The organism is Amycolatopsis sp. PSD-21 (assembly GCF_055561455.1).
Genome location: NZ_CM145712.1, coordinates 4,719,533 through 4,745,018 on the forward strand (window position 1 = coordinate 4,719,533; position 25,486 = coordinate 4,745,018).

A 25,486-nucleotide genomic window follows, 5' to 3' on the forward strand; every position below is an offset into this window, starting at 1 on the left:
ATAGGTGGATCGCGAGCATTCCACCGAATACACGACATCCTGTGTCGGGTATTCGCGACAGGAATCAGCCCCAGTAGGCCAGCCAAGCATCGAGCGCCGGTCCGGGCGGGTTCAGCCGACGAGCCCGGGCCACGTTGTCCTCGTCGTCAGGAACGACCTCGACCAGAAGGACCACGTTCGCGCGAGCCTCACCGACGCCGAACAGCCCTTCGTCGGCGAGCCTGCGCAACGCGGTCTCCATCGCGCGCAGCCGAAGCTCGAACTCCGCGTCGGACGCGTCGTCGGCGAGGTCGAACACCTCCGGCCGAGCGGCGAACATCTCACGGACCGGCTTCAGGTGTTCCTCGCCCACTATCGAAAACGGGGAATCGGCGTAGGAGTAGCGGACGTCGTCGGCGTCCGGCCGCTGAGCCAGCGCCTCATGCGACCACGCCGACAGAGCCGGGCCGAACGCCTCACCGGGCGTGGTGAGCGTGACGTAATAGAACGTGTGGCCGGGGTTGTCGCGGAACAGGTCCGTGACGGCCGCGCGAGCGGCCGTGGTCAACGCGTCGGCGAGTTCGGCTTCGGTAGGAACCACGACGGCATCGAACCACACCAGGCCGCGCGTCCGCGGTCAAACCAGCCACTGGCCGGAGCGCATCAGAGTCCTGCCGCGCAGCTCGGCGAACGAGCGCCATGCCTGCAACCGAGTCGGAGTGAGCTGGAGGTAGACGAATCCGGGGGTATGCCGAGGGTCAGGACCACCGCGCAGCAGTGAAGCGAACGGGTCGGCGATGGCGGGATCGATCGCGCCGGGCTCGATGATTTCCATCGAGCCGTCGATCATGACCACGTCGTAGTGCCGGCCGATGGCTGCCCGTGCTCGTGCGGTCGCGGCCACGTTGGTCACCGTTCGGCTGTGCGCGAAGGTCGCGAAGGTGAGCACCTCGCCGTTGTGGTGAAACAAGAGCGGGACCAGATGTGGGCCGTCGGTATCGCCCGTGGCCAACCACGCGGTGGTCTCCGAGCGCAGCAACTCGAGCACATCGCTCTTGCGTTGTAACGGCTTTCGAGCGGGTGGCATCGTGGTCGCCATCAGTCGACCCTGGTCAGCAGCTGGGCATAGCGGGCCAGGTACAGCGGCCAGCCGGCGTCGCCTCCCACGCCGTCGCTGACAGCGTTCCAGCCCGGTCCGTGGCGATCCAGCTTGCGGTGTTCGAGTTCCACCCGCGTGCGCTGCGCGGCTTCGGCGATGAAGCGGACCTCGACCTCGCTCGTGTGCTCGTGGTCGCTTTCAATCTGCCATTGAGGGCTGATGTCCCAGCTGAAGACGACGCGGTGCGGGGGATCGTAGGTGAGTATTCGAGCCCACCGGCACTCGCTGCCGTCCACCCCGCGGTCGAAGATGTGGCCACCGACGCGGGGTTCGAACACGGTCTCGAGGATCTCGACCTGAAGAAGATTGTGCTCGGGTGGCTTGAAGTCGCCGAATTGCTCGGTGAAAACGGTGAAGGCCCGTTCGATCGGGGCGTCCACGACGATTTCCTTGTACACCACCGGGTTCGTTGCCTGCGTCATCGCTTATCTCCTTCGGGCTGTTCGACGGCGTCCTGGTAAGCGGACAGCGCGCGGCTCCAATAGGTGTCGAGCTGATCGCGCAACGCGCCGACGGCTATCGCGTCGAGCTGGTAGATGCGCTTCGTCCCGACAGGGCGATCGGTGACCAACCCTGCGACCTTGAGCGCCTTGAGGTGCTGGGAGACCGCGGGGCGGCTGATCGGCAGCTGGTCGGCGAGTTCACGGACGGACTGCGGCCGCTCGGCCAGGCACTCGATGATCGCGCGCCGGCTCGGATCCCCGAACGCGCTCCATGTGGCGTCGGATACTCGGTAAGTGCCCACGAACCGTAAGTCTAGACTTACGGAGCTTCGGTGGCAACGGGCGAGCGGGCCTTAAGTCTGCGTATCTCGTGTCGATGGGTCGGGGACCACGGCGGATCCGAGTCTGCCCGGCGAGTTGGTGTGCGCCAGGGTCGTGAACCTGTCGATGTCCGATCACGACGACCTGGTGCTGCCGAGGAGTCGGGCATCAAAGGCTCGCGGGTGAGGGGCTGCAGCACCTGCGTAGAGACTTACTTGACATAATGTACATTATCGGCACTTTGGCCGACCTGGATAACGATGGCCGAGAGGGGCCCCAAGGCGGACTGAAAGCGTCCTTTGTCGCATGTCATGCAGTGAAGGCGCCCTTCGCCGCGTTCAGATGCGGGCATGGCTTCCTTTGGCTCCCCGGAACCTCCAGGGCGCGGATCTCCTGTGCCGACCCAAGGTGCCCCCGGGGATGCGAAACGGATGTCCGATCACCCAGCCTCAATACGTCACTGTGACGAATCAATATGGGCTCCGGGCGCTGCAGATGATCAACGGAGGCGCTCGGCTCGGATGGATCACTTCGAGCCAGCCGGCCATCCTGGGCGACGGCTCGGGCTCCAGTCGTCGCCCAGGCGGCATGCGACGAGTCATTCAGGACGCAAGAGCGTCCAGTGCGACCCGGTCATGATGTCCGGAGAGCGGCGAGTGAACCGAGATCCCCCGCGAGGGATTTCCGGACCCATCACTCCGTTTCATGCATAATCACTATTATGCATGAAACCGAATATAACCGAGTGTAAGACTGTCGGTGCCATGCGGTACAAGATGTTCATGAGGGTTTCCGAGGCACAGCAAGCCTTTTTCGCCGCACGTCGTCCCCGTAAGGATTCTCCTCACACCACCGACGCCTACCGCCGCGACCTCGCCGGCATCACCGCCCTCCTGCTCCGCGAGTTGGGCCGCTCCCCTGACGAACTCACTGTCGAGATGCTCACCGCGCAGGCGCTCCGCAATGCCTTCGGTGCCTTCGCGGACACCCACGCGAAGAGTTCGGTGCTCCGCGCCTGGTCGACCTGGAACCAGTTCCTCACCTTCTGCGTGTCCGACGGGCTGCTCGCGGGCAACCCAATGGGCGCGGTCGCCCGGCCGAAGGCGCCTCCGCTGACGCCGAAACCGTTGCGGGGTGAGGAAACCCCGGAGCAGTTGCTCGCGGCCGCCGCCGACGGCTCGCGTCGCACGAGGGATCCGTGGCCGGAGCGGGACGTCCTGGTGATCGCGCTGGGGCTGGTCGCCGGGCTGCGTGCCGCGGAGATGCGGGCGCTGACCGCGCGTTCACTGGTCGGCCGTCAGGGCGAGATGCGGTTGCACGTCCATGGCAAGGGAAGCCGCGACCGGTCGATCCCGGTGCAGCCGATCATGGAGAAGATCATCGAGGAGTACCTGGCCTCCTGCCGCCGCCGGTTTCCGCAGCAGCGGTTCGGGCCCTCCACTCCCCTCCTCCGGGATCGCGCGGGCGAGCCGATCGGCCGCGGCGCGCTGGAGTACCTCGTCAAATCCTGTTACCGGTGGGCCGGCCTGCACGACCGTGTGCCGGTCGGGGCGAACCTCCACGCGTTGCGGCACACCTTCGCGACACGGCTGGCGGAGGACGGCGCGACGGCGTCGGAGATCATGGCGCTGCTGGGGCATGCGAGCCTCGCGACCAGTCAGAACTACATCGAGGCGACGGGGCGTGAGCAGCGTGCGGCGGCCGCGAGCAACCGGACGTATCGCGCGCTGGACGGGATCGTGTAGCTCAGCGGAGTTGTTCGAGGTCCTTGGCTGCTTGGGCGATTTCGCCCGCGAGGCCACGGAGTTCGGCGACGGAAGCGCCGTCGTCGGCCGCGGTGACGACGTCTTCGGCGGCGCAGCGGAGTTGGAAGAGCCTGTCCTGCAGGGTGGCGATCTCGGTGTCGGAGAGGACGACGGCGTCTTCGGGGAGTCCGCTGCGCTGGAGGGCGGTGCGGCGTTCGTAGGCGCGCTGGCGGCAGGATTGCCCGCAGTAGCGGCGGCGCCTGCCGACGTTGCCGCCTTGTTCGAGTCGTCGGCCGCACCATCCGCAGTGTTTGGGTGCGCCGGCGCGGCGTAGCTCGGACACCTCTTCGGCGGACGTCTTCGGGTGTTCGGCCACTTCCCTCACGGATCAGACCCTAGCTGGCCATCCGGCGATCATGCCGGGGCCACGACCGAAGTGCACACTAGTGGGGTGCCGACACTGTTCCCGTATCTCGCCGACCCGCTACCGCGTGCCTTCGCCCATCGGGGCTGGCACCTCGGTGACCTGGAAGGACTGGAGAATTCGCTGCCCGCCTTCCAGCAGGCGGTGACGGAGGGTTATCGCTATCTGGAGACGGATGTGCACGCGACGTCGGATGGTGTGGTGGTGGTTCATCACGACGCGTCGTTGGATCGGACGACGGACGGCGCGGGGTTGATCTCGCGGCAGACGTGGGCCCAGCTGCGGACGGTCAAGGTCGGTGGCCGTGTGCCGTTGTCGCGGCTGGAGGACGTCCTCGAGGAGTTGCCGGAGGCGCGGTTCAACATCGATGTGAAGTCGAACGAGGCGGTGGCGCCGTTCGTGCGGGCGATCGAGCGGACCGGGGCGTACGACCGGGTGGCCGCGGCGTCGTTCTCCGACGCGCGGCTGGCGCGGATCCGGAAGCTGGCGGGGCCGAAGCTGGTGACCGCGATGGGGCCGCGTGCGGTGGCGGTGATGTGGGCGAACGGGTTCTTCCCGCTGGTGTCGTTGCGGGCGTTGTCGCGGGGTGCGATGGCGCAGGTGCCGGTGCGGCAGGGGCGGTTGAAGGTGGTGGACCGGGCGTTCCTGCGGCAGGCGACACGTGGGGGTTTCGAGGTGCACACGTGGACGGTGGACGATCCGGCGGAGATGCGGCTGTTGCTGGATCTGGGGGTGCACGGGATCGTGACGGACCGGCCGGATCTGTTGCGTGAGGTCCTTCGGGAACGCGGTGCTTGGCCTTCGTGATCCGCGTTTAGTCCTCTGAATGCGTTGTGAGCGCATTCAGAGGACTAAACGCGGGGGTCAGCGGGGTGCTTTGCCGTTCCAGGCGGCGTCCCAGGTCTTGGGGCCGAGCCGTCCTGAGTCGTTGATGCCGTTGGCCCGCTGGAGGGCGAGGACGGCTTCGCGGGTTTTGTCGTAGTAGCAGCCTGTGCCGGTGAAGCCGTAGCCGAAGGCGTTCATCCGCAGCTGGAACTGCTTCAGTGGTGGCGCGCAGTCGCCGTAGGCGTAGACGACGCCTGGCCAGGCGGGTTTGGGGCCGCCGGGCGGTGCGGGCGGGGTGGGCTTCGGTTTGGGCGGAGGCGGCGGGGCGGGCTGTCCTCCCCCGCCGATGTAGGCGGAGTCGGCATAGGACGGGACGCGTTTGCTGCGGCCGTCGCTGTCGTTGCGGAAGCCGAGTTTGCCGGCGCATTCCCAGGGTTGCCAGCCGCGCATGCGGTAGAGGTAGAGGGCCCGGTAGTCCTGTTCGCGGGGGGTGGCCTGGTCGGGTCGCCCTTGGCCGCCGACGCTGCGCCAGGTGGGCAGGTCGAACTGGTAGGCGCCGTAGTAGCCGTTGCCGGTGTTGATGTTGTAGCGCCCGCTCGATTCACACATGCGGAGCTTGGCCCAGTGGGAGCCGTGGGGATCCGCGGCGGCGGATCCGGTGGTGGCGATCTGCAGGCCCGTCACGGCGAGGGCGAGCAGGAGCGTTCTCGCCACTACGCGGTGTGCTGTGCGAAGGCGATGGGTCCTCATGAGCGGAACAGTAAGTATCAGTCCCGTGCTTCACAAGAGTCACAGATCGCTCACCAGCCTCACATGAAACACACGGGGATCGTGGCAGCGACACGCCGACGATGGCCGGGAAGGTGTCCGGGAAGGGTTCGTCCCGCGTCGAAACGAACACGGTCCGGACTCGTGCCGGACAGGCGGGTGTGATCACCAGTAGTCTCCCGCTGACCTCGACGTTCTCGACTTCAGGAGCAGTGCATGACGGTGGCCGTGACCCGTGAACGCAAGCGGGTGTGGCGGGCTTGGTACCTCTACGACTGGGCCAATTCGCCGTTCTATTCGTCGGTGATCACCGTCTTCGGAGCGCTCTATTTGAGCGAGATCGCGTCCGCGGACGCGAAGGCGAATTTCACCCTTAACGGGGACAGGGCGTGCACCGATTCGAGTGGAGCTTCGAGCACGCTGCAGAACTGCGACGTCTCGTTGTTCGGACTGCAGTTCCCCGCCGGTTCGTTGTGGGGGTATCTGCTGTCGATCGCGACGGTGACGCAGGTGCTGGTGCTGCCGATCGCCGGCGCGATCGCGGACCGGAGCAGGCACAAGCGGCGGATCCTCGGCGGGTTCGCGTTCCTGGGTGCGGTGGCGTCGGCGCTGATGTTCTTCATCGCGGGGACGAACTGGGAGGTCGGGGTCTGGACGTTCATCCTGGCCAACATCGGTTACGGCGGTGCGCTGGTCGTCTACTACTCGTTCCTGGTGGACATAGCGGAGCCTGACGAGCGGGACGCGGTGTCGTCGAAGGGTTGGGCCTTCGGGTATCTCGGCGGTGGTCTGGCGCTGGCGCTGCAGCTCGGTTTCTTCCTCGGGCACGAGGCATTCGGGGTGAGCGAGTCGCTCGCCGTCCGGATCTGCTTCCTGACGTCGGGGATCTGGTGGGCGGTGTTCACGATCCCGGCGGTGCGGGCGCTCCCCCAGACTCACGTGCCGAAGTCGGGTGAGCGGGGCCTGTCGGTGTTGACGGCCGGGTTCAAGGAGCTGAAGCGGACGATCAAGGACGCGCGGGCCTATCCCCTGACGCTGGCGTTCCTCGGGAGCTATCTGGTCTTCACCGACGGGATCACGACGGTGGTGGCGGTGTCGGCGCAATACGGCAAGGACGAGCTGAAGTACAGCACCCAGGTGCTCATCGTCACGATCCTGGTGATCCAGTTCCTGGCGTACGCCGGGGCGATGATCCACGGGGCGATCGCTGCGCGGATCGGGGCGAAGAAGACGATTCTGGGCAGTCTGGTGGCCTGGGTGGCCGTGTTGTGCTTCGCGTTCTTCATCGAGGCCGGTCAGCCGTTGCAGTTCTACGCGGTGGCGGTCGGGATCGGGCTGGTGCTGGGCGGGACGAACGCGTTGTCGCGGTCGTTGTTCGGGCAGATGATCCCGGAGGGGAAGGACGCGCAGTACTTCTCGCTGTACGTGGTCGGTGAGCGGGGGACGTCGTGGCTCGGTCCGCTGCTGTTCGCGGCGGTCGGGCAGATCACCGGTTCGTTCCGGTACGCGATCATCGCGCTGGTGATCTTCTTCGTGCTCGGTTTCGTGTTCGTGTGGCTGGTGCCGGTGCGCCGGGCGATCGAGGCGGCGGGTAACCGACCACCGGCGGTGCTGTGAAGGCGGAGCGTGCCGATAGGGTCGGGCGTCGTGACCGTACTGAAGGAGAGTGGCCCGGATCCCACGGACGCGTTGTCGTCGGTGCCGGTGGCGGGTTCACGGCGGGGTGTGCCGGTCGTCGGGAAGTTGAAGTTCTGTTACGGGCCGATGGACTGCGGGAAGTCGACGCTGGCGTTGCAGATCGACCACAACCACGCGCGGCAGGGTCGTCGCGGGATGGTGCTGGTGCGTCATGACCGGTCCGGGGAGCCGCAGATCACGAGCCGGATCGGGTTGACGCGCAAGGCGACCGAGGTGGGGAACGAGACCGATCTGCGGTTGCTGGTGCGTGAGCAGTGGGCGGCCGGGCGGCATGTGGACTACCTGATCGTCGACGAGGCGCAGTTCCTGTCGCCCGATCAGGTGGATCAGCTGGCCGAACTGGCCGATGACGTCCAGATCGACGTGTACTGCTTCGGGATCGCGACGGATTTCCGGAGCATGTTGTTCCCCGGTGCGGCGCGGTTGTTCGAGCTGGCGGACGAGTTGCAGCCGGTTCAGGTCGAGGTGCTGTGCTGGTGCGGGCAGACGGGGCGGTTCAACGCTCGGGTGTCCGACGGTGAGGTGCTGCGCGCCGGGGACACCGTGGTGGTGGCGGATACCGAGCAGATGGTCGTTGAATCTTCATCGACATCACGTTCTGAGGGCGAACCGAACACGGTCCGTTATCAGGTATTGTGCCGTCGCCACTTTCGACTGGGCGACCTGGGCCCCACCTCGGCCCAACACGGTCAGTTACGGTTGACGTGACAGGCGTACTACTAGCCCATCTGGGGGATATCCGCACCAAGATGGCCGTATTGACGTCACGCCAGAGCGCGAAACCACTCCTACTAGGAGAAGCTGTTGCCACCGGGTGACACAGCTCATCGTGAGCAAGGACATGCTGTCCAGGGAATCCTCTGGCCCTCATCGTCGTTGCATAGGGTGAGCATCACCCTGGCTCCACCCGGAGCTGACTGAAAGGACCCCCATCATGGCCGACCGTGTTCTCCGTGGAAGCCGGCTGGGAGCGGTCAGCTACGAGACCGACCGCAACCACGACCTCGCGCCTCGGCGCACCGTGCGCTACGCCTGCCCCAAGAACCACGAGTTCGAGGTGCCCTTCTCCGACGACGCCGAGATCCCTTCGGTGTGGGAGTGCAGGCTGCACGGCAGCGAGTCCGAGATCGTGGACGGCGGGCAGCCGGAGCAGAAGAAGGTCAAGCCCCCGAGGACGCACTGGGACATGCTCCTGGAGCGCCGTTCGATCCCGGAGCTCGAAGATCTGCTCAACGAACGTCTCGCCGAGCTGAAGGGACGCAGGACCACCCGGTCCGCCTGACGCACGGCACAAGTAGCTAGCCCCACCACGAACCGGCGAAGCCCCCGCGACCTCCCTCCGCGGGGGCTTCGCCGTGTCCGGGCTCTCGTGTGTGGTTAGCACGGTTAGAGCCAACTGGTCAGAACGGACACAGGTGCGCGGCGTGCGTCAAGGCGTAACTCGCGTGATCGGGCGCGTAACTCGCGTGTCTGGAAGCGACACTCGCGAGTTACGCCGCAGATCACGCGAGTTACGCCTTCAAGCACGCGAGTGCGGCGCCACCGCACGCCTCGTGAGTGGGGTAAGGACGGTTCTAACCGTCCTAACCACTCACGAGACCCGAGAGCGCCGGTGCCGAGGGCGCCAAGGCGGCGCGGAGCCGCAGTAGGTGCTCGGGTGGCGATTCGAGCAGCGGGAGCCGGACCGTCGCGTGCGGGATGACCCCGAGCTCGGCCAGTGCGGCCTTGGCCATGATCGCTCCCTGCGAGGTGCGCATGACCGCGTCGGCCAAGGGAAGCAGCGCGGCGTTGACGGCCCGCGCGGTGCCGAGGTCTCCCCCGCGGACGGCGGCGATGAGCTCGGCGTTCCGGTCGGCGTAGGCGTTGCCCACGACGCTGACCAGGCCGGTGGCGCCCGCGGCGAGGTACGGCAGGTTGAGTTCGTCGATGCCGCAGTAGTAGGCCAGGCGAGTACGCGCCATGACGGACATCGCCTCGAACAGGTCGCCTTTGGCGTCCTTCACGGCTCGGATCCTCGGGTGACGGGCGAGTTCGATCAGGGTCGCCGCGTCCATGGCCGTCCCGGTGCGCGTCGGGACGTCGTAGAGCATCACGGGCAGCTCGGTGGCGTCGGCCACGGCAAGGCAGTGCGCCACGATCCCGGCCTGCGTCGGCCTGGAGTAGTAGGGGCAGACGAGCAGGAGCGCGTCGGCTCCGGCGGCCTCGGCTTCCTTCGCGCGCCGGATGCAGGTGACGGTGTCGTAGGTGCCGACGCCGGCGATCACGCGTGCCCGCGTCGCGGCGCGGGTCGCCACGGTGCGGACGAGCCGGGCGGTTTCGGTGTCGGTCAGGGTGGGGGCTTCGCCGGTGGTCCCGCCGACGACGATGCCGTCGCAACCGGTGTCGAGCAGGTGGTCGACCAGGCCGGTGAGGCCGGGTTCGCTGAGCGCGCCGCCGGGTTCCATCGGGGTGACCATGGCGACGAGGTTGGAGCCGAAGAGGGTCTCGGTCATGCGGTCGATCCTGTCGGCGACGATACCTGCGGTCCAGCGATGGTTTTTGGCCGGTATTGCGTAGCCTTGCTTCATGATCGAGGTCGGAGCTCTGCGGGCACTGCGGTCGGTGGCCGCGCTGGGGACGTTGGCTCGCGCGGCGGACGAGCTGGGATTCACGGCGTCGGCGGTGTCGCAGCAGATCAAACGGCTGGAGCGCCAGATCGGGACGCCCGTGCTCGCTCCGGCTGGGCGAGGAGTCGTGCTCACTCCCGCAGGTCAGGCCGTGGTCGACTCCTCTCTGGAGGTGTTCCAGGCGCTCGAACGCTGTGCGGAGGCCGCCCAGTCGGTGGCGGAGGGGGCGCCTCGCGGCGTTCTGCGGGTGGCCGCGTTCTCGACGGGTATCCGCGGTCTCCTCGCCCCGGTTCACCCGCGGTTGCTGGAGCGCTATCCCGATCTCCGGCTGCACATCACCGAGCAGGACCCCGACCAGGCGTTGCACAGTGTCGACGCCGGAACGGCGGACCTCGCTCTCCTGCACGACGCCGACGGCCTGCCCGTTCCGCTCTCCCCCGCCCTGTCCCGGCGTCTGGTGCATACCGACCTCGGCGACGTCGTCATGGCCGGGACCCATCCGCTGGCCCGGGCCGAGCTGCCGCTCGACGGCGCCGATCTGGCCGGGCACGCCTGGGTCACCAGTCCGCCGGGCACGGTCTGCCACCAGTGGTTCCGGCGCCTGTTCGCAGGGCTCCCCGACGAGCCCGACGTCCGGCATCTGGTGGACGACTTCTCCACGCAGCTGTCGCTGGTCGCCTCGGGCGAGGTCCTCGCGTTGATCCCGCGGCTGGCGCGGCCGCCCTTGGCCGATGGGCTCGTCGTCCGGCCGTTGCGGCGCCCGCCGACGCGCGAGGTGCACGCGGCGTGGCGCCGCAGCGCCGAGGCGAGTCCGGCGATCCGCGCCGTTCTCGCCGAACTCCGGTCAGCTGGGGAACATGCTGGTCACGTTGACGAAGGTCCCGGTGATCCCCATGGCGTCGTCGGAGGCGAGGAACGCCAGCGTGCGGGCGACTTCGGCGAGACGCGGTGAACGCTTGGTCATCCGGGCCTCCTTGAGACCGTCGAGGACGTTCTGCACCATCTCCGGGCCGGCGGGCAGCTGGTTGTTGACGGCGGAGAGCTTCTCGGGGGTGAAGGTCTCCGGGATCCCCGCGACCCAGATCCCGAGGGCGCGGACGCCGTGCGGTCCGATCTCGACGGCGAGGTTGCGAATGTAGGTGTCCAGAGCAGCGTCGATCGAGCCGGTCGCGCCCATCATCGGGCTGCCCTGGGCGGAGCCGCTGTCGAGGGCGAGGATGACGCCGGAGCCTTGGGCGACCATGTGCCGGGCGGCCGCGCGGGCGGTGATGAAGTTGGTCGTGATGCCGGTGGTGATCGGACGAACGTAGTCCTCGACCGACATCTCCACGAGCGGGATGCCCTGGACGTCGCCGCGCGGGACGAGGTTCAGGGAGATGTCGATGCTGCCCGCGTCGGCCACGACGGACGCCGCGTGCTCGTCGACCGCGGCTTCATCGAGGCCGTCGACGACGGCGACCTCGGCCAGTCCCCCGGTCTCCTTGATCTCGTCGGCGACCTTCGTCAGCGCCGGTTCGTGGCGGCCGGTGAGGAAGACGCGGGCGCCACGTGCGGCGAACTCCTTGGCGACACCGCCGCCGATCGATCCGCCGGCGCCGTAGATGACCGCGTTCTTGTTCTGGAGGCTCATGAGGGTGTTCCTTCCGCGTTGTCGGGTTCGACCGTTGAGACGCGGAAGGCACGTGGATCTCATCGGTCCTCAGGTGAGGGTCAGCGGCAAGCCGAACGCGGGGAACAGATGCGGTTCGAAAGCGGTGATCTCCACGACCTTCCCCTCCTCGATCCGCAGGACGTCGAGCACCTGCGCGCGGTAGACCCGGGTGCCAGGGCGCCGCACGTAACCCGCCGCCGCGGGGAGGCGGTTCGCGCTGGTCGGAAGGTGTTTCCATTCGCCGAAGTACGTCGGCGACGCGGGGTCGAGGGACTGGGCGACGAAGTCGAGGAAGACGTCGCGGCCGGAGAACCACAGCGGGTTCGGCGGCATCGTGACCAGCACGTCTTCTCGCAGCAGCTCGGCCATCACCCGGCTGTCGCCGTTTCCCGTGGCGGCGGCCATGTAGCGCCGCAGGATCGCTTGCTCCTCCTCGGTCACCTCGGCGGTCCGTGACCAGTCGGTGCGGTGTTCCGGCAGGCGTTCGCGCAAGGTGGGGCGGGCACGCTGGAGTGCGCTGGTGACCGACGCGACGCTGGTTTCCAGCAGGTCGGCGGTCTCCGCGGCCTTCCAGCCGAGAACGTCGTTGAGGATCACCACGGCCCGTTGCTTCGGCGGGAGGTGCTGGATCGCGGCCAGGAAGACCAGTTCCATCGTCTCCCTGGTCTCGGCGATCTCCGCGGAGTCGTCCGGGAACGGTTGCAACCAGGGCATGAACTGGGGTGGTTCGCCCTGTTCGACGTCGGGCAGTGGGTCGTACGGACGCGGGACCCTCTTGTTGCGCCGCAGGAAATCCAGACAGGTATTGGTGGCGATCCGGTAGAGCCAGGCACGGAAGCTCGACCTGCCTGCGAAGCCTTCGCGGCCGCGCCAGGCACGGAGGAAGGTTTCCTGGACCAGGTCTTCCGCGTCGTCGTAGGACCCGACCATGCGGTAGCAGTGCACGCGGAGTTCTCGTTGGTGCTGCTCGATCCTCCCGGCGAAGTCCACCTCGTCCACGGTTTCCGTCACGGGTGCCGGTGTGACGTTTTCTTCTTCGGTACGCAGCGCGAGCTGAGCGATGCGCCGCAGCCTGCCCACGTCGGCGGTGAGCGAGGTGAGATCGGTGAGGAGAGCTTCCGCCGGCCGGGGCGCCAGCCGGTTCGCGACGCGGCCGACCTCGGCGATGAGGGCCTCCACGTCGGGGACGGGATCGCGCCGTGACCGGTAGGCCCGCTGGCGGCACGCGGCCGAACAGTAGACGGCCGTACGCCCGCGCGAACCCGCTTTCGCCGGAAGCGGGCCTTCGCACATCCCGCAGACCTGACCGGTCACGGCTCACCTTCCCCCAGAAACGTCACGCTCGATCGAGTTACGCATTATGCGGCTTGATAGCCCGGGATGTCCTCGACACGGTGATAGACCGCGAGCCCGCGGGAGAGCGCGATGGCGACGTCCTGATCGGCCCCAGCGGAATCACCCGGGAGCCGGAGAACGGCGTCGCAGTGGTGCAGCAGGCGATCGGCCGTCGGATACATGATCTCTTTCGCGATCGGGTCGGCGACGGTCTTTCCGCCGGCGCCGCGCAGCACCGGGAGCGCGACCCACTCGCCGATCATCGGCACGTGCCCGCTGCGGAAGATCGGCCACGCGGCCTCTTCGAGCCGGGCGAGGTTGCGGGCGAGGAGTTCGGGGTCGTCGCCGGTGCCCGAGCGGAACGGTCCGGCGATGAGGATCATCAAAGGTTTGCTCATGCGGCGGAGCATAGTGTGCAACAATCGGCAGGAACAAGGAGGAACGTGCACATGTTGGCTGCGCAACGACGAGACCTGCTGCTGGAACGACTGAAGACCGAAGGCCGCATCGTGGCCAAGGATCTCGCCGCCGAGCTCGGCATATCGGAGGACAGTATCCGCCGTGACCTGCGGGAACTCGCGGACGCCGGGCTCTGTCAGCGGGTCTATGGCGGAGCCCTGCCGGTCTCCCCGGCCACCGCGGACTACGCGACGCGCATGGCGGTCAGCGTCGCGGGCAAGGAACGGATCGCGAAACGTGCAGCAGCGTTGATCCGGCTGGGATCGACGGTCATCCTCGACGGCGGCACGACCGCGCTCGCGCTGGCGAAGGCGCTCCCCGTCGACCTCGAAGCGACGATCGTCACGCACAGTCCCACGGTCGCGGCCGCGCTCGTCACGCATCCGAAGGTCGAGGTGTTCCTCATCGGCGGACGGCTCTTCAAGCACTCCGCCGTCACCTGCGGGGCGGCCGCGGCCGAGGCGGCCGAGGGCATCAACGCCGACCTGTTCTTCCTCGGCGTCACCGGCGTGCACCCCGAGACCGGGCTCACCACCGGCGACTCCGACGAGGCCGCGATGAAACGCACCCTCGCCAAACGAGCCGCCGACACCTACGTGCTGGCCAGTTCGGAGAAGATCGGCGCGGCCTCGCCGTTCACCGTGCTCCCCCTGTCCGACGTCGCGGGCGTGATCACCGACGCGGCCCCGGACGAGCCGACGGTCAAGGAGCTGGGGAAGCTCGGCGTGAGCGTGCTGGGGGTCAGCCCTTCTTGGCCAGCCCGCGAAGCTGCTGCCAGCGACGCTTGAGCCCCCACAGGCCGACCAGGACGATCGCCTCGCGCACGACCGAACCGCTCATCTTCGACTGCCCGACCTCGCGCTCGGTGAAGGTGATCGGCACCTCGACCACCTCGAACCCGGCGAGCGCCGTGCGGAAGGCGAGATCGATCTGGAAGCAGTAGCCGCGCGAGGCGATCTCGTCGAGCGGGAGCTTCTCCAGCACCGTGCGGCGGTACGCGCGGAAACCCGCGGTGATGTCCTTGATCTTCGTGCCGAGCGCGACCCTCGCGTAGAAGTTCGCCATCCAGGACAGCGCCTTGCGCTGGAACGGCCAGTTCACCGTGCTGCCACCGGGAACGTACCGGGAACCGATGGACAGATCCGCGTCCTCGAGCGCCGCCAGAACACGAGGCAGATCCTCCGGCGCGTGCGAGCCGTCGGCGTCCATCTCGACGATGGTGGCGTAGTCGCGAGCGAGACCCCAGCGGAAACCCGCGACGTAGGCGGCGCCCAGCCCGGCCTTCTCGGTCCGGTGCATGACGTGGATCCGCTCGTCGGCCTTCGCGAGCTCGTCGGCGACGTCGCCGGTCCCGTCCGGGCTGCCGTCGTCCACGACGAGGGCGTTGACCTCCGGGAGTGCTTCGAGCAGGCGTTCCAGGATCGGGCCGATGTTCTCCCGCTCGTTGTACGTCGGGACCACCACCAGCACCGGGTCGATTCCCTGGGCCCCCCGTGGCGCCTGCGCCATCCGCTTTTCCTCCGTGTTCCGGCGGGTCAGCCCGCCGCTTCCCTCGTTGCCTTGGCGACGCTCGCGCGCCGGGTGCGGAAACGGAGCACGTACCCGCCGGTAACCCCGGCGATCGCCAGAGCCAACAGCCCGTACTCCGTCGTTACACCGAGTCGATCCGACAGCGTAGTCTGCTGCCTCAGCGGCACGCGCCCCACCAGGGAGTCTGCGGTGAACAGGCTGGTAGAGGCCGTGATCGAACCGTCCGGCGCGACGATCGCGCTGACCCCGCTGGTTGCGGAAACGATCACCGCGCGCCCATGCTCGACCGCCCGCAGCCGCGACATCGCCAGCTGTTGATAGCTCATCTCCCCCGGCCCGTACCAGGCGTTGTTGGTGGGTACGACGAGCAGTTCGGCACCGTCGGCGACCGATTCGCGGGCCGGGTAGTCGAACGCGGTCTCGTAGCAGATGAAGACGCCGACCTTGGTGCCCGCGACCGACAGGGCGGCGTTGGCGCCGTCACCCGGTGTCATGTTCGCCACGCTGTCGACGAACGGTGTCACCAGCTTCGCGAGCTCACGGGCCGGGACGTATTCACCGAACGGGACGAGCTGCTGCTTGGCGTAGCGCTGGCCGGGGCCGGTGGCTGGATCCCAGACGAGCGCCGAGTTCTGCGCGCTTCCGTCGGGTAGCCGGACCAGGGCGCCGATGATCGCCTGCGTGCCGTAGTCGCGGACCATCTGATCGACGCCGGCGTCGCCGGTGCGCATGGCCATCGCGGTCTCGGGCCACACGAGCAGATCGACCTTGGTGTTGCTCGCCTTGAGCTTGTCCAGCAGGCGGGCGCTCTCGGCGAGGTGGTTGTTGCGGAGTTCGTCGCGGCGGCCTTCCAGCGCCAGGCCGATGTCCGGGGCGTTGCCCTGCACGGTGGCGACGGTGAGTTCGCCGTCCTGGGCTTCGGTGCCGATCGTCGGCCACACCGCGAGCCCCGCCACCACGGGCACCAGCGTCAGCGCCGACGCCGCCACCAGGGAACGCCGCGGGTCAGCGCCCCTCAGCCGCAGACACAGCGCCGCGAGGGCGAAACCGGTCACCACGACGGCGAGACCGACCAACGGCGCACCGCCGATCGAGGCCAGCGAAACGAAGGCGCCTTCAGGCTGGCTGAACGCGACGCGACCCCACGGGAAGCCACCGAAGGGGAACCAGGTGCGCGGTGTCTCCAGCGCGATGATCACCAGCGCCGCCCACAGCGGTCCGAGCGGCAGCCTCCACACCACGGTGGCGAAAGCCCCGCCGAAACCCAGGTACACCGACAGTGCCATCGCCAGGCCGAGCCATGGCCACGGCCCGAAGCCCGGACCGAGGAAGTCCAGCAGCCACGTCAGCAGCGGGAGGAAGAACCCCATCCCGAACACGAACCCGTAACCGAACGCGCCCCGGAACCTTCGTCCGTGCACCACCAGCGCGAAGCCGGTGAACGCCAGCGGCGCGAGCCACCACAGCGGACGCGGAGCGAAACTGAGGTACAGCGTGAACCCCGACGCCGCGGCGACGAGGAAACGCACGAGCCAGGCGCGGGAGAAGCGTTTCCGGGGCGCCGCTTCGGGGTCCGGGTCGGTCACGGTCGTGGACACTCCTGAACCCTAGGCCGTGCGGGTGAACAGATCGTGGATGACCTGTCCACCGCGGACCGTGCGCAGACAACGGGGCAGGGTCGCGCCCTCCGCGAGGTTCGGCAGCGGGGGCACACCCGCGCGCGGGTCGGTCGACCAGCGCTGGACGCGAGAGTCCGGTGTCGCGACGACGAGGTCTTCGGCGTCCCAGATCGCGTAGTGCGCGGGAGCGCCCGGGACCAGGCTGCCGGTGACGCCGTCGTTGACGCCGGCGGCGCGATGTCCCGCACGGGTGTGGGCGGTGAAGGACGCGCGGGCGGACAGGCCGGAGCCCGGCGTGCGGTGATAGGTCCCGGCGCGGACGGTGGCCCACGGGTCGACCGGCGTGACAGGCGCGTCGGAGCCAAAGGCGAGCAGGAGCCCTTCGGCGGCCATTGCGGCGAAGGGATTGAGCTTCGCGGCCCGTTCCGCGCCGAGACGGTCGGTGTACATGCCGTGGGTACCGCCCCATTCCGCGTCGAACTGCGGCTGGACCGACGCGACCACACCCCAGCCCGCCAGCGCCTTCGCCTGGTCGACGTCGATCATCTCGACGTGTTCGAGCCGGTGGTGGCGGGCGGCCAGCGCCCGGCGTCCGACGGTCTTCTCCGCGAGCCGGAACCCTTCGACGACCTCCGCGACGGCGGCGTCGCCGATGACGTGGAAACCGGCCTGGAGCTCGGCCTCGGTACAGGCGATGATGTGCTCGGCGATGGCGGGGGCGTCGAGGTAGAGCGTTCCGGAGGTGCCGTGGGCGTCGGCGTACGGCTCGTGCAGGGCGGCGGTGCGGGAGCCGAGCGCGCCGTCGACGAACAGGTCGCCCGCGACTCCCCTGGCGCCGAGCGCGCGGGCGGTGTCGACGCCGCCGCGTTCGCCCCAGTAGCCGACGACCTCCGGCAACCCCGGTTCCGCGGCGAGCGCGAGCAGGTCGGTGAGGTCTTCGGCGCCGGAGATGTCCGGGCCAGCGCATTCGTGGACGCTCACGACTCCCCGTGCGGCGGCTTCGGCGAGGAAGGCGCGTTGGGCTTCGCGTCGCTGCTGCGGCGTGATCGCCTCACGCATCGCGGCACGCACGAGGTGGTGGGCGTCGCGCGTAAGTGGTCCGTCGGCCGACCAGCCCGGCGCTTCGTGCACACCGGAGGCGAGCGCGACGAGTGCGCTGGAGACGAGTGCCGAGTGGACGTCGACCCGGCTCAGGTACACCGGCGCCCCGTTCGAGGCCTCGTCGAGCTCCGCGCGGCTGGGCAGCCTGCCGTCGGTCCAGCGGGATTCGTCCCACCCGTGCGCGACGAGCACCTGGCCGGGGCGGACGGCTTCGCGGACCTCGGCGAGCAGCTCGCCGGCGCCGCGGACGTTCGCGAGGTTCAGCCCGGTGAGGTGCAGGCCGGTCGCGGTGGCGTGGACGTGCGCGTCGACGAACGCGGGCGCGACGAAGGCACCGTCGAGGTCGACCACCTCGGCATCGGGATGCAGGGCCTTGGCCGGGCCGTCCTGCCCCACCCAGACGACGGTGCCGTCCGTGATCGCCATCGCGGTGGCGTCGGGGGCCGAGGGGCTGTAGATACGCCCGCCGAGCAGGAGCGTGGTTCGCGCGTTCGTCACGCTCCCGAGTTTGCAGCGTGCGCGCGACCGCGCGACCAGCGGGTCGGCGAGATTTCGACACACCACGCAAGACAGGAATATTTACGTCGTCCGAACGATGTGACAGGATATTTTCACGCGTTTCCGACGACGAGGAGTACAAGTGACTGCGATCCAGGAACCGACCTCGCCGGTGGCCGCCTACGATCAGCCCTACGACTACACCCGAGTCGAACTGATCGAACCCGACTGGCGCCGCTTCCCCGGCTGGCACGACGTGACCGAGGCAGAGTGGCGTGACGCGCAGTGGCAGCGAGTGCACTGCATCCGCAACGCCAAGCAACTGCGCGCCCTGATGGGCGACCTGCTCGAGGAGCGCTTCTACGAGGACATGCTCGCCGACCAGCGCGAGATGGCCACGATGTCGATGCTGCTGCCTCCGCAGATGATCAACACGATGGCGCCCAACGCGGGCACCGATCCGGCGAAGGTGACGGAGGCCTGGTACGCCGACCCGATCCGCCGCTACATGCTGCCGGTGCGCAGCGATCGCGACACCGAGTGGCCGAGCCACCCGCACTCCGAACGGGACTCCCTGCACGAGGCCGAGATGTGGGTGGTGGAGGGGCTGACGCACCGCTACCCCACCAAGGTCCTCGCCGAGATGATCTCGACCTGCCCCCAGTACTGCGGGCACTGCACCCGGATGGACCTGGTCGGCAACTCCACCGAGCAGATCGAGAAGCACAAGCTCTCGCTCAAACCGGTCGACCGCCAGGACGCGATGATCGAGTACCTGAAGAAGACCCCGGGCGTGCGGGACGTCGTGGTCTCCGGCGGCGACGTCGCCAACGTGCCCTGGCCGCAGCTGGAGTCGTTCCTCATGCGGCTGATGGACATCGACACCGTCCGCGACATCCGGCTCGCGACCAAGGCGCTCGCCGCCCTGCCGCAGCACTGGATCCAGCCGAAGGTCGTCGAAGGCCTCGAACGCGTCGCCGGCACCGCGCAGCGCCGCGGCGTCAACCTCGCGATCCACACCCACGTCAACCACGCCCAGTCGGTGACCCCACTGGTCGCCGAGGCCGCCAGGACCGCGCTCGACGTCGGCGTCCGCGACGTGCGCAACCAGGGCGTGCTGATGAAGGGCGTCAACGCGACCCCGGCCGACCTGCTGGACCTGTGCTTCGCGCTGCAGGGCGAGGCGAACATCCTGCCGTACTACTTCTACATGTGCGACATGATCCCGAACGCCGAGCACTGGCGGGTTTCCGTGCACGAGGCGCAGGAACTCCAGCACGCCATCATGGGTTACCTGCCCGGCTACGCGACGCCGCGGATCGTGTGCGACGTGCCGTATGTCGGGAAGCGCTGGGTGCACCAGCTCGCCGAATACGACCGCGAGCTCGGGATCTCGTACTGGACCAAGAACTACCGGACCGGGATCGAGCACGAGGACCCGGAGGCCTTGCAGCGCAAGTACCCGTACTACGACCCGATCTCCACGCTGCCCGAAGCCGGTCAGCGCTGGTGGCGCGAGCAGCCCTGACCGGCCAGCTCGTCAGGCAGGTCCACGAGGGGCGTTCAGGCTCACGTGCGAGCTTTGAACGCCCCTCCGCCGCGCAGGCGGCGGTTGCGGCAGGGGTGAGTCACTCGGTCACGGTCCGAAGTGGACATACGGGGCCCAGATGGCCGGGTTGCGGGGGGCCGAGTCGCGCAAGGCGCGCACGGTGCGGTGGAGCAGGAGTGCGGTGTCGTCGAGACGCAGACCCGAAGGTCCGAGCAGTCCGGTGTACATCATCTCGGTCACCTCGGCCGCGGTCCGGTCCGTGATGGTCCACAACGTCGCGATCACCTGCCGGTAACCCGCGAGCTGGAGCGCCGCGGCGAGGTGGATGGCCTCGTCGGGCAGATTCGTGCCACCGATCGCCGTACTGCAGGCCGACAGGTAGGCCAGTTCGGCGTGCTCGAGATCCAGTTCGGCGACCTCGAGCACGGTCAGTGGTCTGTCCCACAGGTAGAGGCTGCCGGTCGACGGTTCTTGCAGGTTTTGCCCGCCGTGGCAGGCGAAATGTGCGTAGGCGTGGGTGCGCAGGTCGGCGGTTGTCGAGGCGTGGGTGGCGGTGTCGGCGACCCGCAACGTGCCGTTGAGCGAGGGCACACGAGAAATGAACTCGGCTTCCGCCCGGGCGCCGGGCAGAGGGCACATGTCCGGGTTACCGGGCACCGGCGGGGTCTCCGGCATGCTGACCACGAGGATACGTCGGTCGGCGGGCTTGACAGCGCTCGCGGTGTTCGCCTTCGCCAGCGCGCGCAGTGTCGGTGTGTAGGACGACACCGCGCGGTCGATCACCGTGCGTCCGGCGGGAGTGTCGGCCGGGTCGTGGTAACCGGCGGCGTGCAGCGGGAGCAGGGTCAGTGATCCGGTCGGGCACCACCACAGTCGTGGCAACGGCTCATCGTGCCCGGTGTGGCCCAAGCGGGTCAGCACCGGATCGGCGACGGTGTCCCACAACCATTCCAGGGTCGCGTGCACCGTTTGTTTGGCGCCGGTCGTGGCGAGGTCGCCGGGTCCGCCGGGGTTTTCCAGCAGCTTCAACGCCCGAAGGTACCCCTCAGCCCGTCGTCCGGCCTCCACGTACGACAGGTCAGGCAGCGGGACGTGGTCGACGTCGCGGTCCCGGTGCACGATCAAGGCGTCACATCGGGCTTCGTCGACGTTGAGCAGGACGACCGGACCGTCGGGCAGACCTTCGCGGAGGGTGGCCAGCGGCGGGATCCGCAGTAGGTATTCCAGTCCCGGCAAGGCGCGTGCTTCGGCGAGTAACCGGTCCCAGTCCTCGGCCAGCTTGATCCGGTCGGACTGCATACGCTGGCTCGGGTCGCTCCACGGATCGGTCGTGGCGGCGGCCTCCGGAATGTCGGGCGCGGTCGTGGCCGCCAGCTTCGTCGCCACGGCGCGCAGGCGATCGTGCAACGCGAGGTCACGTTCCCGCAGCATCGACAGGTCGTCCTTGGTCTGCAATGCCTGCGACCACAACACGGAGCGGCCCTGCTCGAGCAGTTCCACCGCACGGCCGGGGTCACCGGCCTCCAGCGCCGCGGCCGCGGCCGCCCTGGCCAGGCCTTCCCACATCGTCAGCCTGCGCTCGCGCGCGTCGCGTTCGATGCCGTGCCAGGCCACATGGGGCAGCAGCGCGACAGCGACGCCGAAGGCCTCCGTAGCGGAGGCCCAATCGCGGTGCCGGACGGCCGACTCGGCCCACAATCTGGCCGCGGCCGCCCGATACGTCGGTGCGGCGGCGGGAGATTCGACCGCCGTTCGGTAGGCGGCGACCGCGGCGTCGACGTCGCGCCGGCCTTCGACGTGCCTGCGCTCGTGCAGCCTTCCCAGTGTCACCCAGGCCACCGCGACTCGCGGGTCACCGGCGGTCATGCTGTCTATCGCCCGTCTGGCCGACTCGATCGATTCGGCCGCGTCCGCGTCGTCCCCACCGCGGTCGTACCGGGTGTGCAGCACGGTCGAGAGGCTGAGGACGCACAGCGGGTACATCGAATGCGCGACGTCGGTGATCGCGATCGCCTCCCGGACGAGCGCGACAGCCCGGTCCAGTGCGTCCCGGCTCGGACGCCGGTCACGGCGGGTGCGTAGCAGTCCCGCCAGGTTCAGCAGGATCTCTCTCCGGTTCGGGCTCTGGGGCGTGCTGCGGTCCACCGCCTCGTTCAAAGCCGCGACCGCGGCGTCGAGGTCCGCGGTGTCCTGCTTTTCCAGGTACCGGATGTGCAGCGCGGTCCCGAGGTTCATCAGGCACATCGACACCGCCGGATGGTCCGACGGCGCGGACGCGACGGCCGATCGCCCGGCGTCCACGGCGGCGTCGAGGTCGGCGGCCGAGCCGAGCAGGCCAGCCCGCGTCCGTAGCGCGTTGGACAGGTTGGTCAGCATGACGGGCCGCATGATGTGTCCGGGATGGGCGTCCTCCGCCGCCTCGAACAACGCGTCGATGGCGGCGTTGAGGTCGGAAACCGTTCCGGTCCGATCGAAGCGGGACCACAGTGCCAGTCCCAGCGTCATCAGGTTGACCGCCGAAGCGACGTGCCAGTTGGGCGCGCGGGCGGCCTCGCGCCCCAGGTCGACGGCTGCGTCGAGGTCGTCGAGATCGCCGGTGGCCAGCGATCTGGTCAGCAGACCGGCGGCCAGTGCGGTGAACTGGGCACTCCGTTCGGCCGGTGTCGTGCCCGGCAGGGTCGTGGCGCGCTCCGCGGCCTCGATGGCCTCGTCCAGATTGGCGGACTCCGCCAGGATGCTGTACCGGCCACGCAATGCGTGCGCCAGCTCGGACAACGCGTTCGCCGTTATCGCGTTGTTCGTGCCCGCGGCGGCCACCCCGCGGCGCAGCACCTCGATCGACTCGGTCGCCACCCCGACGTCGCCGGTCCGCTCGAACCGCAGGGCCAGCAGGGTGCCCAGCGTGATCAGTGCGTACGCCCGGTTGGTCTCCTCGTCCTGGGTGCGCGGGACGATCTCCCTGCCGATCTCAATCGCTTCGGCGAGCAGATTCTCTTCTCCGGAGTTGAGAAAACGCAGGCGCAGCGTGCTCGCCAGGAAGATCCCGGCCGTGTTCCGGCCCGGGCTCGCCACGGGTAGCCCGTCAGCCGCGACCCGCAGCAATTCGCTCGCCTCGGCGAGCGCGACCTGGTCGTTCGACCACTGCCCGTGAAGCGACAGCGCGATTCCCAGCATCATGCTGACTTGAACCTGCTGGTCGCGCGATCTGGCCGACGCGAGGCCTGGCCGCAGCACCGCGATCGCCTCGTCCAGATCCACGATCGAGGCCGTGGCCTGGAAACGGGCCCGGAGGGCATAGCCGAGATAGAACCGGAGCGTCGGCAGATCCGGACTGTCCGGCCGGGCCCGGCCGAGCACCGACCGCAGTGCTTCGACGGCCTCGGTGAGATCGGCGGGGTCGCGGGCCCATTCGTACCGGTCGGTCTGTGCGGCCGCGACATTACCCGCCAGCAGCAACGCGTCGGGGTTTTCCCGCAGTGCTGCCTTCCCCCTGTCGATCGCCTCGGTCAGTGCGCTTTTGTCGCCGTGGCGGAAAAAGCGGATGCGAAGCACCTGGACGAGGTTGTTCACGAGCATCAGCCGGTTCATCCCGGTCGCGTCCGCCAAAGCGGACCGCAAGGTCGTGGCCGCCGCCTCCAGATCCGCTTCGGCACCGGTGTTCTCGTAGCGGGATATGAGCGCGTTGCCCAGGGTGAGGGTGACCGACACCTTCGGAACCGCGCCGGGTGGTGTCGCCGCGTGGCAGGCTTCTATGGCTTCGGTCAGCTTCCCGGGGTCGCGCTCGGAGGTGGCTGTCGAGCTGAGGATCGCGGCAAGAACGCCGAGTATTCGATAGCGACTCGAGTCGCCCGAGCCGGTAGCGGCGAGCGCCGAGCGGATCAGCCGGGTCGCCGTCTCGCTGTCGGCAGGCTCGCCCCTGGCCTCGAAGCGTTGCAGGTGCGCCAACGCGGCGTCCGCCTGCAGGTCGGGCAGCCGGGGATCGTCCGCGGGCAGGGTCTCGACGACCCGGCACAACGCGGCGACGGACTCGTCGAGGTCGGCGGGGTCCGGATTCCGGCTGTACCGGAGGCTGAGTGCGTCCGCGAGCGCGGACAAACACTGCGTCAACGCCGGGGCGTCAGGGGCCAGCGGCACCGTCGCCCGCAGCGTCTCGATCCGTTCGTCGAGATTCGCGGCCCGGCCTGTGCGCAGGAAGCGCCACCGCAGCAGTTCCGCCAGCTGCCAGAGCTGCTGGCCGCGAATCACCGTGTCATCGGGGATGCCCTGCGCGGCCGCTCTCGTTGTCTCGATGGCTTCGTCGAGCTCACCGTCATCGATCTCGCCGTCGGCGTCGGCCAGTTTGACCGCCTCGTACAGCACCATCGACAGGGCCGTGAGCATCGGAGCCCGGCCGAGCGGACCGCCTGCGCCGGCCGTCTTCGCCTCACGAAGGACGTCCACGGCTTCCCGGAGGACCTCCTCATCACCGGAGGCCCGGTACTGGCGGCGAAGTGCCTCACCGAGGGACAGCAGCGCGGTCCCCCGAAGCGGGCTGTCCGCGGGCAGAGCCGCCAAGGCCGCTCTTGCCGCCCGTGTCACCTCGGCATGGCCCGCGTCATCGGCTCGGAGCACGGTCGTCAGCGTGGCCTCGACCGCCCACCTCAGCGGGTGGCCTTCTCCAACGGCCGCGTCGGCCTCCCTGGCCAGGGTGATGGCTTCGGCCAGATCGGCCTTGTCCGGACCATCAGGTGTGGTGAACGCCGAAGCGTACGAAAACCGGGTCTGGAGCGAGCTTGCGAGATTGAGCAGCGCGGGGACATGCGACTCGCAGCCCTCGGGGAGCTTCCGCAGCGCCTCCCGCAGGTACCGGACACTCTCCGCGATGTCGGTGGCATCGCCCGTACGGACGAACCTGACCCGCAGGGCACTGCCTCGCAACAGGAGTGCTTCACCGAATGCCGGGTCCTCCGAAGCGCAGCTTGCGAGGACTTCCCGGGTCACCTCGACGTACTCCTCGACCACGGCGAGCGGACCGCCGATATTGCAATGGGTCTCCAATGCCAAGGCGAGCTGCGACAGACAGGCGACGCGGTCCGGGTCACCGGACGGCAAAGACGACGCCACTTCGCGCAGGAGCACCGTGCTGTCGGCGAGGTCCCGTTCCCGCCCTCGGATGCCGAACCGGGTGAGCAGAGCGAGCCCGAGGGGAAACCGGACCGCCGAAGCGATCGGGTGCTCGGCCGACTCGAGCGCCGCGCGGCCCGCCGCGACGGCATCGTCCAGATCCGCCTCGGCGGCCGTCCATTCGAAGCGCTGGTTCAGCAGCGTCATCAGATTGAACAGGTGCGCCGGACGGTCGACCTCACCGCCGGCGTCGACGGCGGCTCGACACGCGGCTATCCCCAGGTCTGTCAAGCCGGGATCCGCGGCCGTCAAAGCGGCGTCGGCGATCACCGACGCGTAGAACGGTCCGAGTTCCGCGGGTGTCAATCCCGGATAGCGGTTTTCCTGAAGCCAGCCGAGCACCGGTGGTGGCACCACACCGGGGAAGGATTCGGCAAGCGGGGCGAACAGTTCCGTACAGATCTGGATGTCAGGCCCGATACCGCCCGGCGGCAGGGCGCAATGCCGCAGCCAGTGCAGCATTCCGAGCTCTCGAAGCATCTCGGGAGGCAAGCTGCTACCGATGACGGGCACGACCAAGCGAGCGGCGTCCGCCACGGCCTCGGGTGTGGTGACCTCGTCGGATTCGTTTGTTTCCAGGCAACGCCGGATGCGTTCCAAGAGCGAGATGCCC

Annotated in this window: 22 protein-coding genes; 8 read left to right on the plus strand and 14 right to left on the minus strand. The window is 68.6% G+C overall.

Annotated features, from left to right (window positions below; genetic code table 11):
* Positions 1-64: 64 nt before the first annotated feature.
* The 4 genes from ACZ1DY_RS22320 to ACZ1DY_RS22335 are packed head-to-tail and all read right to left on the minus strand — an operon-like array spanning position 65 to position 1,883.
* Positions 65-580 carry a DUF4303 domain-containing protein gene (locus ACZ1DY_RS22320; RefSeq protein ID WP_465485620.1) on the minus strand — a complete coding sequence of 172 codons (516 nt, stop codon included), beginning with the start codon at positions 578-580 and terminating at the stop codon, positions 65-67.
* Between the two features lie 36 nt (positions 581-616).
* On the minus strand, positions 617-1,078 hold the full coding sequence (locus ACZ1DY_RS22325) for a pyridoxamine 5'-phosphate oxidase family protein (protein WP_257486888.1): 462 nt from the start codon (positions 1,076-1,078) through the stop codon (positions 617-619).
* Complete coding sequence (locus tag ACZ1DY_RS22330; RefSeq protein ID WP_465480703.1) at positions 1,078-1,560, minus strand: SRPBCC family protein; 483 nt, start codon at positions 1,558-1,560, stop codon at positions 1,078-1,080. The genes ACZ1DY_RS22325 and ACZ1DY_RS22330 overlap by 1 nt, the downstream gene beginning before the upstream one ends.
* Positions 1,557-1,883, minus strand: coding sequence for an ArsR/SmtB family transcription factor (locus tag ACZ1DY_RS22335; RefSeq protein WP_465480704.1), 327 nt, complete (start codon positions 1,881-1,883; stop codon positions 1,557-1,559). The genes ACZ1DY_RS22330 and ACZ1DY_RS22335 overlap by 4 nt, the downstream gene beginning before the upstream one ends.
* A 783-nt stretch (positions 1,884-2,666) precedes the next feature.
* Between ACZ1DY_RS22335 and ACZ1DY_RS22340 the strand changes: the two genes are divergently transcribed.
* Positions 2,667-3,647 (plus strand): tyrosine-type recombinase/integrase, encoded by a 981-nt coding sequence (locus tag ACZ1DY_RS22340; protein ID WP_034320667.1) that lies wholly within the window; start codon positions 2,667-2,669, stop codon positions 3,645-3,647.
* 1 nt (position 3,648) lies between these two features.
* Here ACZ1DY_RS22340 and ACZ1DY_RS22345 read toward each other — a convergent pair whose 3' ends face one another.
* Positions 3,649-4,032: a hypothetical protein gene (locus ACZ1DY_RS22345; protein ID WP_034320669.1), complete on the minus strand. Its 384-nt coding sequence runs from the start codon at positions 4,030-4,032 to the stop codon at positions 3,649-3,651.
* Positions 4,033-4,098: 66 nt separating this feature from the next.
* Between ACZ1DY_RS22345 and ACZ1DY_RS22350 the strand changes: the two genes are divergently transcribed.
* Entirely contained in the window at positions 4,099-4,878 is a 780-nt protein-coding gene (locus ACZ1DY_RS22350; RefSeq protein WP_257486885.1) for a glycerophosphodiester phosphodiesterase family protein, read from the plus strand.
* Positions 4,879-4,935: 57 nt separating this feature from the next.
* Here ACZ1DY_RS22350 and ACZ1DY_RS22355 read toward each other — a convergent pair whose 3' ends face one another.
* Complete coding sequence (locus ACZ1DY_RS22355; RefSeq protein WP_465480705.1) at positions 4,936-5,646, minus strand: transglycosylase family protein; 711 nt, start codon at positions 5,644-5,646, stop codon at positions 4,936-4,938.
* Between the two features lie 234 nt (positions 5,647-5,880).
* Here ACZ1DY_RS22355 and ACZ1DY_RS22360 point away from each other — a divergent pair, with 234 nt between their 5' ends.
* From ACZ1DY_RS22360 to ACZ1DY_RS22370, 3 genes are all read left to right on the plus strand, one after another.
* Positions 5,881-7,281: an MFS transporter gene (locus tag ACZ1DY_RS22360; protein ID WP_257486883.1), complete on the plus strand. Its 1,401-nt coding sequence runs from the start codon at positions 5,881-5,883 to the stop codon at positions 7,279-7,281.
* Positions 7,282-7,311: 30 nt separating this feature from the next.
* Positions 7,312-8,070, plus strand: a complete 759-nt coding sequence (locus ACZ1DY_RS22365; protein WP_126733012.1) for a thymidine kinase — start codon at positions 7,312-7,314, stop codon at positions 8,068-8,070.
* Between the two features lie 226 nt (positions 8,071-8,296).
* Positions 8,297-8,644 carry an RNA polymerase-binding protein RbpA gene (locus ACZ1DY_RS22370; protein ID WP_005151365.1) on the plus strand — a complete coding sequence of 116 codons (348 nt, stop codon included), beginning with the start codon at positions 8,297-8,299 and terminating at the stop codon, positions 8,642-8,644.
* 301 nt (positions 8,645-8,945) lie between these two features.
* On the opposite strand, the gene dapA is transcribed toward ACZ1DY_RS22370, so the two are convergent.
* Positions 8,946-9,854: a 4-hydroxy-tetrahydrodipicolinate synthase gene (dapA, locus tag ACZ1DY_RS22375; protein WP_465480706.1), complete on the minus strand. Its 909-nt coding sequence runs from the start codon at positions 9,852-9,854 to the stop codon at positions 8,946-8,948.
* Between the two features lie 73 nt (positions 9,855-9,927).
* On the opposite strand from dapA, the gene ACZ1DY_RS22380 reads away from it, so the two are divergent.
* Positions 9,928-10,920 (plus strand): LysR family transcriptional regulator, encoded by a 993-nt coding sequence (locus ACZ1DY_RS22380; protein ID WP_465480707.1) that lies wholly within the window; start codon positions 9,928-9,930, stop codon positions 10,918-10,920.
* Here the strand turns inward: ACZ1DY_RS22380 and ACZ1DY_RS22385 are convergent.
* The 3 genes from ACZ1DY_RS22385 to ACZ1DY_RS22395 form a co-directional block, all read right to left on the minus strand.
* On the minus strand, positions 10,813-11,598 hold the full coding sequence (locus ACZ1DY_RS22385; protein WP_465480708.1) for an SDR family NAD(P)-dependent oxidoreductase: 786 nt from the start codon (positions 11,596-11,598) through the stop codon (positions 10,813-10,815). The two genes, ACZ1DY_RS22380 and ACZ1DY_RS22385, sit on opposite strands and share 108 nt — an antisense overlap.
* 69 nt (positions 11,599-11,667) lie before the next feature.
* Positions 11,668-12,933, minus strand: a complete 1,266-nt coding sequence (locus ACZ1DY_RS22390) for an RNA polymerase subunit sigma-70 (protein ID WP_465480709.1) — start codon at positions 12,931-12,933, stop codon at positions 11,668-11,670.
* Between the two features lie 44 nt (positions 12,934-12,977).
* Positions 12,978-13,352 carry a DUF4406 domain-containing protein gene (locus tag ACZ1DY_RS22395; RefSeq protein ID WP_241783993.1) on the minus strand — a complete coding sequence of 125 codons (375 nt, stop codon included), beginning with the start codon at positions 13,350-13,352 and terminating at the stop codon, positions 12,978-12,980.
* 51 nt (positions 13,353-13,403) lie between these two features.
* Between ACZ1DY_RS22395 and ACZ1DY_RS22400 the strand changes: the two genes are divergently transcribed.
* Complete coding sequence (locus ACZ1DY_RS22400) at positions 13,404-14,201, plus strand: DeoR/GlpR family DNA-binding transcription regulator (RefSeq protein WP_126733147.1); 798 nt, start codon at positions 13,404-13,406, stop codon at positions 14,199-14,201.
* Here ACZ1DY_RS22400 and ACZ1DY_RS22405 read toward each other — a convergent pair.
* From ACZ1DY_RS22405 to ACZ1DY_RS22415, 3 genes are read right to left on the minus strand one after another with little or no spacing between them, the layout of a single operon-like run.
* Positions 14,155-14,922, minus strand: coding sequence for a polyprenol monophosphomannose synthase (locus ACZ1DY_RS22405; protein ID WP_126733016.1), 768 nt, complete (start codon positions 14,920-14,922; stop codon positions 14,155-14,157). The genes ACZ1DY_RS22400 and ACZ1DY_RS22405 overlap by 47 nt on opposite strands.
* Positions 14,923-14,948: 26 nt before the next feature.
* Positions 14,949-16,541 (minus strand): apolipoprotein N-acyltransferase, encoded by a 1,593-nt coding sequence (lnt, locus tag ACZ1DY_RS22410; RefSeq protein ID WP_257486878.1) that lies wholly within the window; start codon positions 16,539-16,541, stop codon positions 14,949-14,951.
* A 9-nt stretch (positions 16,542-16,550) separates the two neighbouring features.
* The gene (locus tag ACZ1DY_RS22415) at positions 16,551-18,161 is read right to left on the minus strand and encodes an amidohydrolase (RefSeq protein WP_465480710.1); all 1,611 of its coding nucleotides are present in this window, start codon (positions 18,159-18,161) and stop codon (positions 16,551-16,553) included.
* Positions 18,162-18,303: 142 nt separating this feature from the next.
* On the opposite strand from ACZ1DY_RS22415, the gene ACZ1DY_RS22420 reads away from it, so the two are divergent.
* On the plus strand, positions 18,304-19,689 hold the full coding sequence (locus ACZ1DY_RS22420) for a KamA family radical SAM protein (protein ID WP_465480711.1): 1,386 nt from the start codon (positions 18,304-18,306) through the stop codon (positions 19,687-19,689).
* A gap of 108 nt (positions 19,690-19,797) precedes the next feature.
* Here ACZ1DY_RS22420 and ACZ1DY_RS22425 read toward each other — a convergent pair whose 3' ends face one another.
* Positions 19,798-25,353 (minus strand): CHAT domain-containing protein, encoded by a 5,556-nt coding sequence (locus ACZ1DY_RS22425; protein ID WP_465480712.1) that lies wholly within the window; start codon positions 25,351-25,353, stop codon positions 19,798-19,800.
* Between the last annotated feature and the right edge of the window lie 133 nt (positions 25,354-25,486).

Bases quoted from the DNA above. Each gene is read 5' to 3' on its own strand.
- ACZ1DY_RS22370 (WP_005151365.1), top strand. From the start codon at position 8,297: ATGGCCGACCGTGTTCTCCGTGGAAGCCGGCTGGGAGCGGTCAGCTAC.
- ACZ1DY_RS22405 (WP_126733016.1), bottom strand. From the start codon at position 14,922: ATGGCGCAGGCGCCACGGGGGGCCCAGGGAATCGACCCGGTGCTGGTG.
- ACZ1DY_RS22340 (WP_034320667.1), top strand. From the start codon at position 2,667: ATGCGGTACAAGATGTTCATGAGGGTTTCCGAGGCACAGCAAGCCTTT.
- ACZ1DY_RS22355 (WP_465480705.1), bottom strand. From the start codon at position 5,646: ATGAGGACCCATCGCCTTCGCACAGCACACCGCGTAGTGGCGAGAACG.
- ACZ1DY_RS22425 (WP_465480712.1), bottom strand. From the start codon at position 25,353: ATGCTTCGAGAGCTCGGAATGCTGCACTGGCTGCGGCATTGCGCCCTG.
- ACZ1DY_RS22400 (WP_126733147.1), top strand. From the start codon at position 13,404: ATGTTGGCTGCGCAACGACGAGACCTGCTGCTGGAACGACTGAAGACC.
- ACZ1DY_RS22385 (WP_465480708.1), bottom strand. From the start codon at position 11,598: ATGAGCCTCCAGAACAAGAACGCGGTCATCTACGGCGCCGGCGGATCG.
- ACZ1DY_RS22325 (WP_257486888.1), bottom strand. From the start codon at position 1,078: ATGGCGACCACGATGCCACCCGCTCGAAAGCCGTTACAACGCAAGAGC.
- ACZ1DY_RS22380 (WP_465480707.1), top strand. From the start codon at position 9,928: ATGATCGAGGTCGGAGCTCTGCGGGCACTGCGGTCGGTGGCCGCGCTG.
- dapA (WP_465480706.1), bottom strand. From the start codon at position 9,854: ATGACCGAGACCCTCTTCGGCTCCAACCTCGTCGCCATGGTCACCCCG.
- ACZ1DY_RS22360 (WP_257486883.1), top strand. From the start codon at position 5,881: ATGACGGTGGCCGTGACCCGTGAACGCAAGCGGGTGTGGCGGGCTTGG.
- ACZ1DY_RS22395 (WP_241783993.1), bottom strand. From the start codon at position 13,352: ATGAGCAAACCTTTGATGATCCTCATCGCCGGACCGTTCCGCTCGGGC.
- ACZ1DY_RS22330 (WP_465480703.1), bottom strand. From the start codon at position 1,560: ATGACGCAGGCAACGAACCCGGTGGTGTACAAGGAAATCGTCGTGGAC.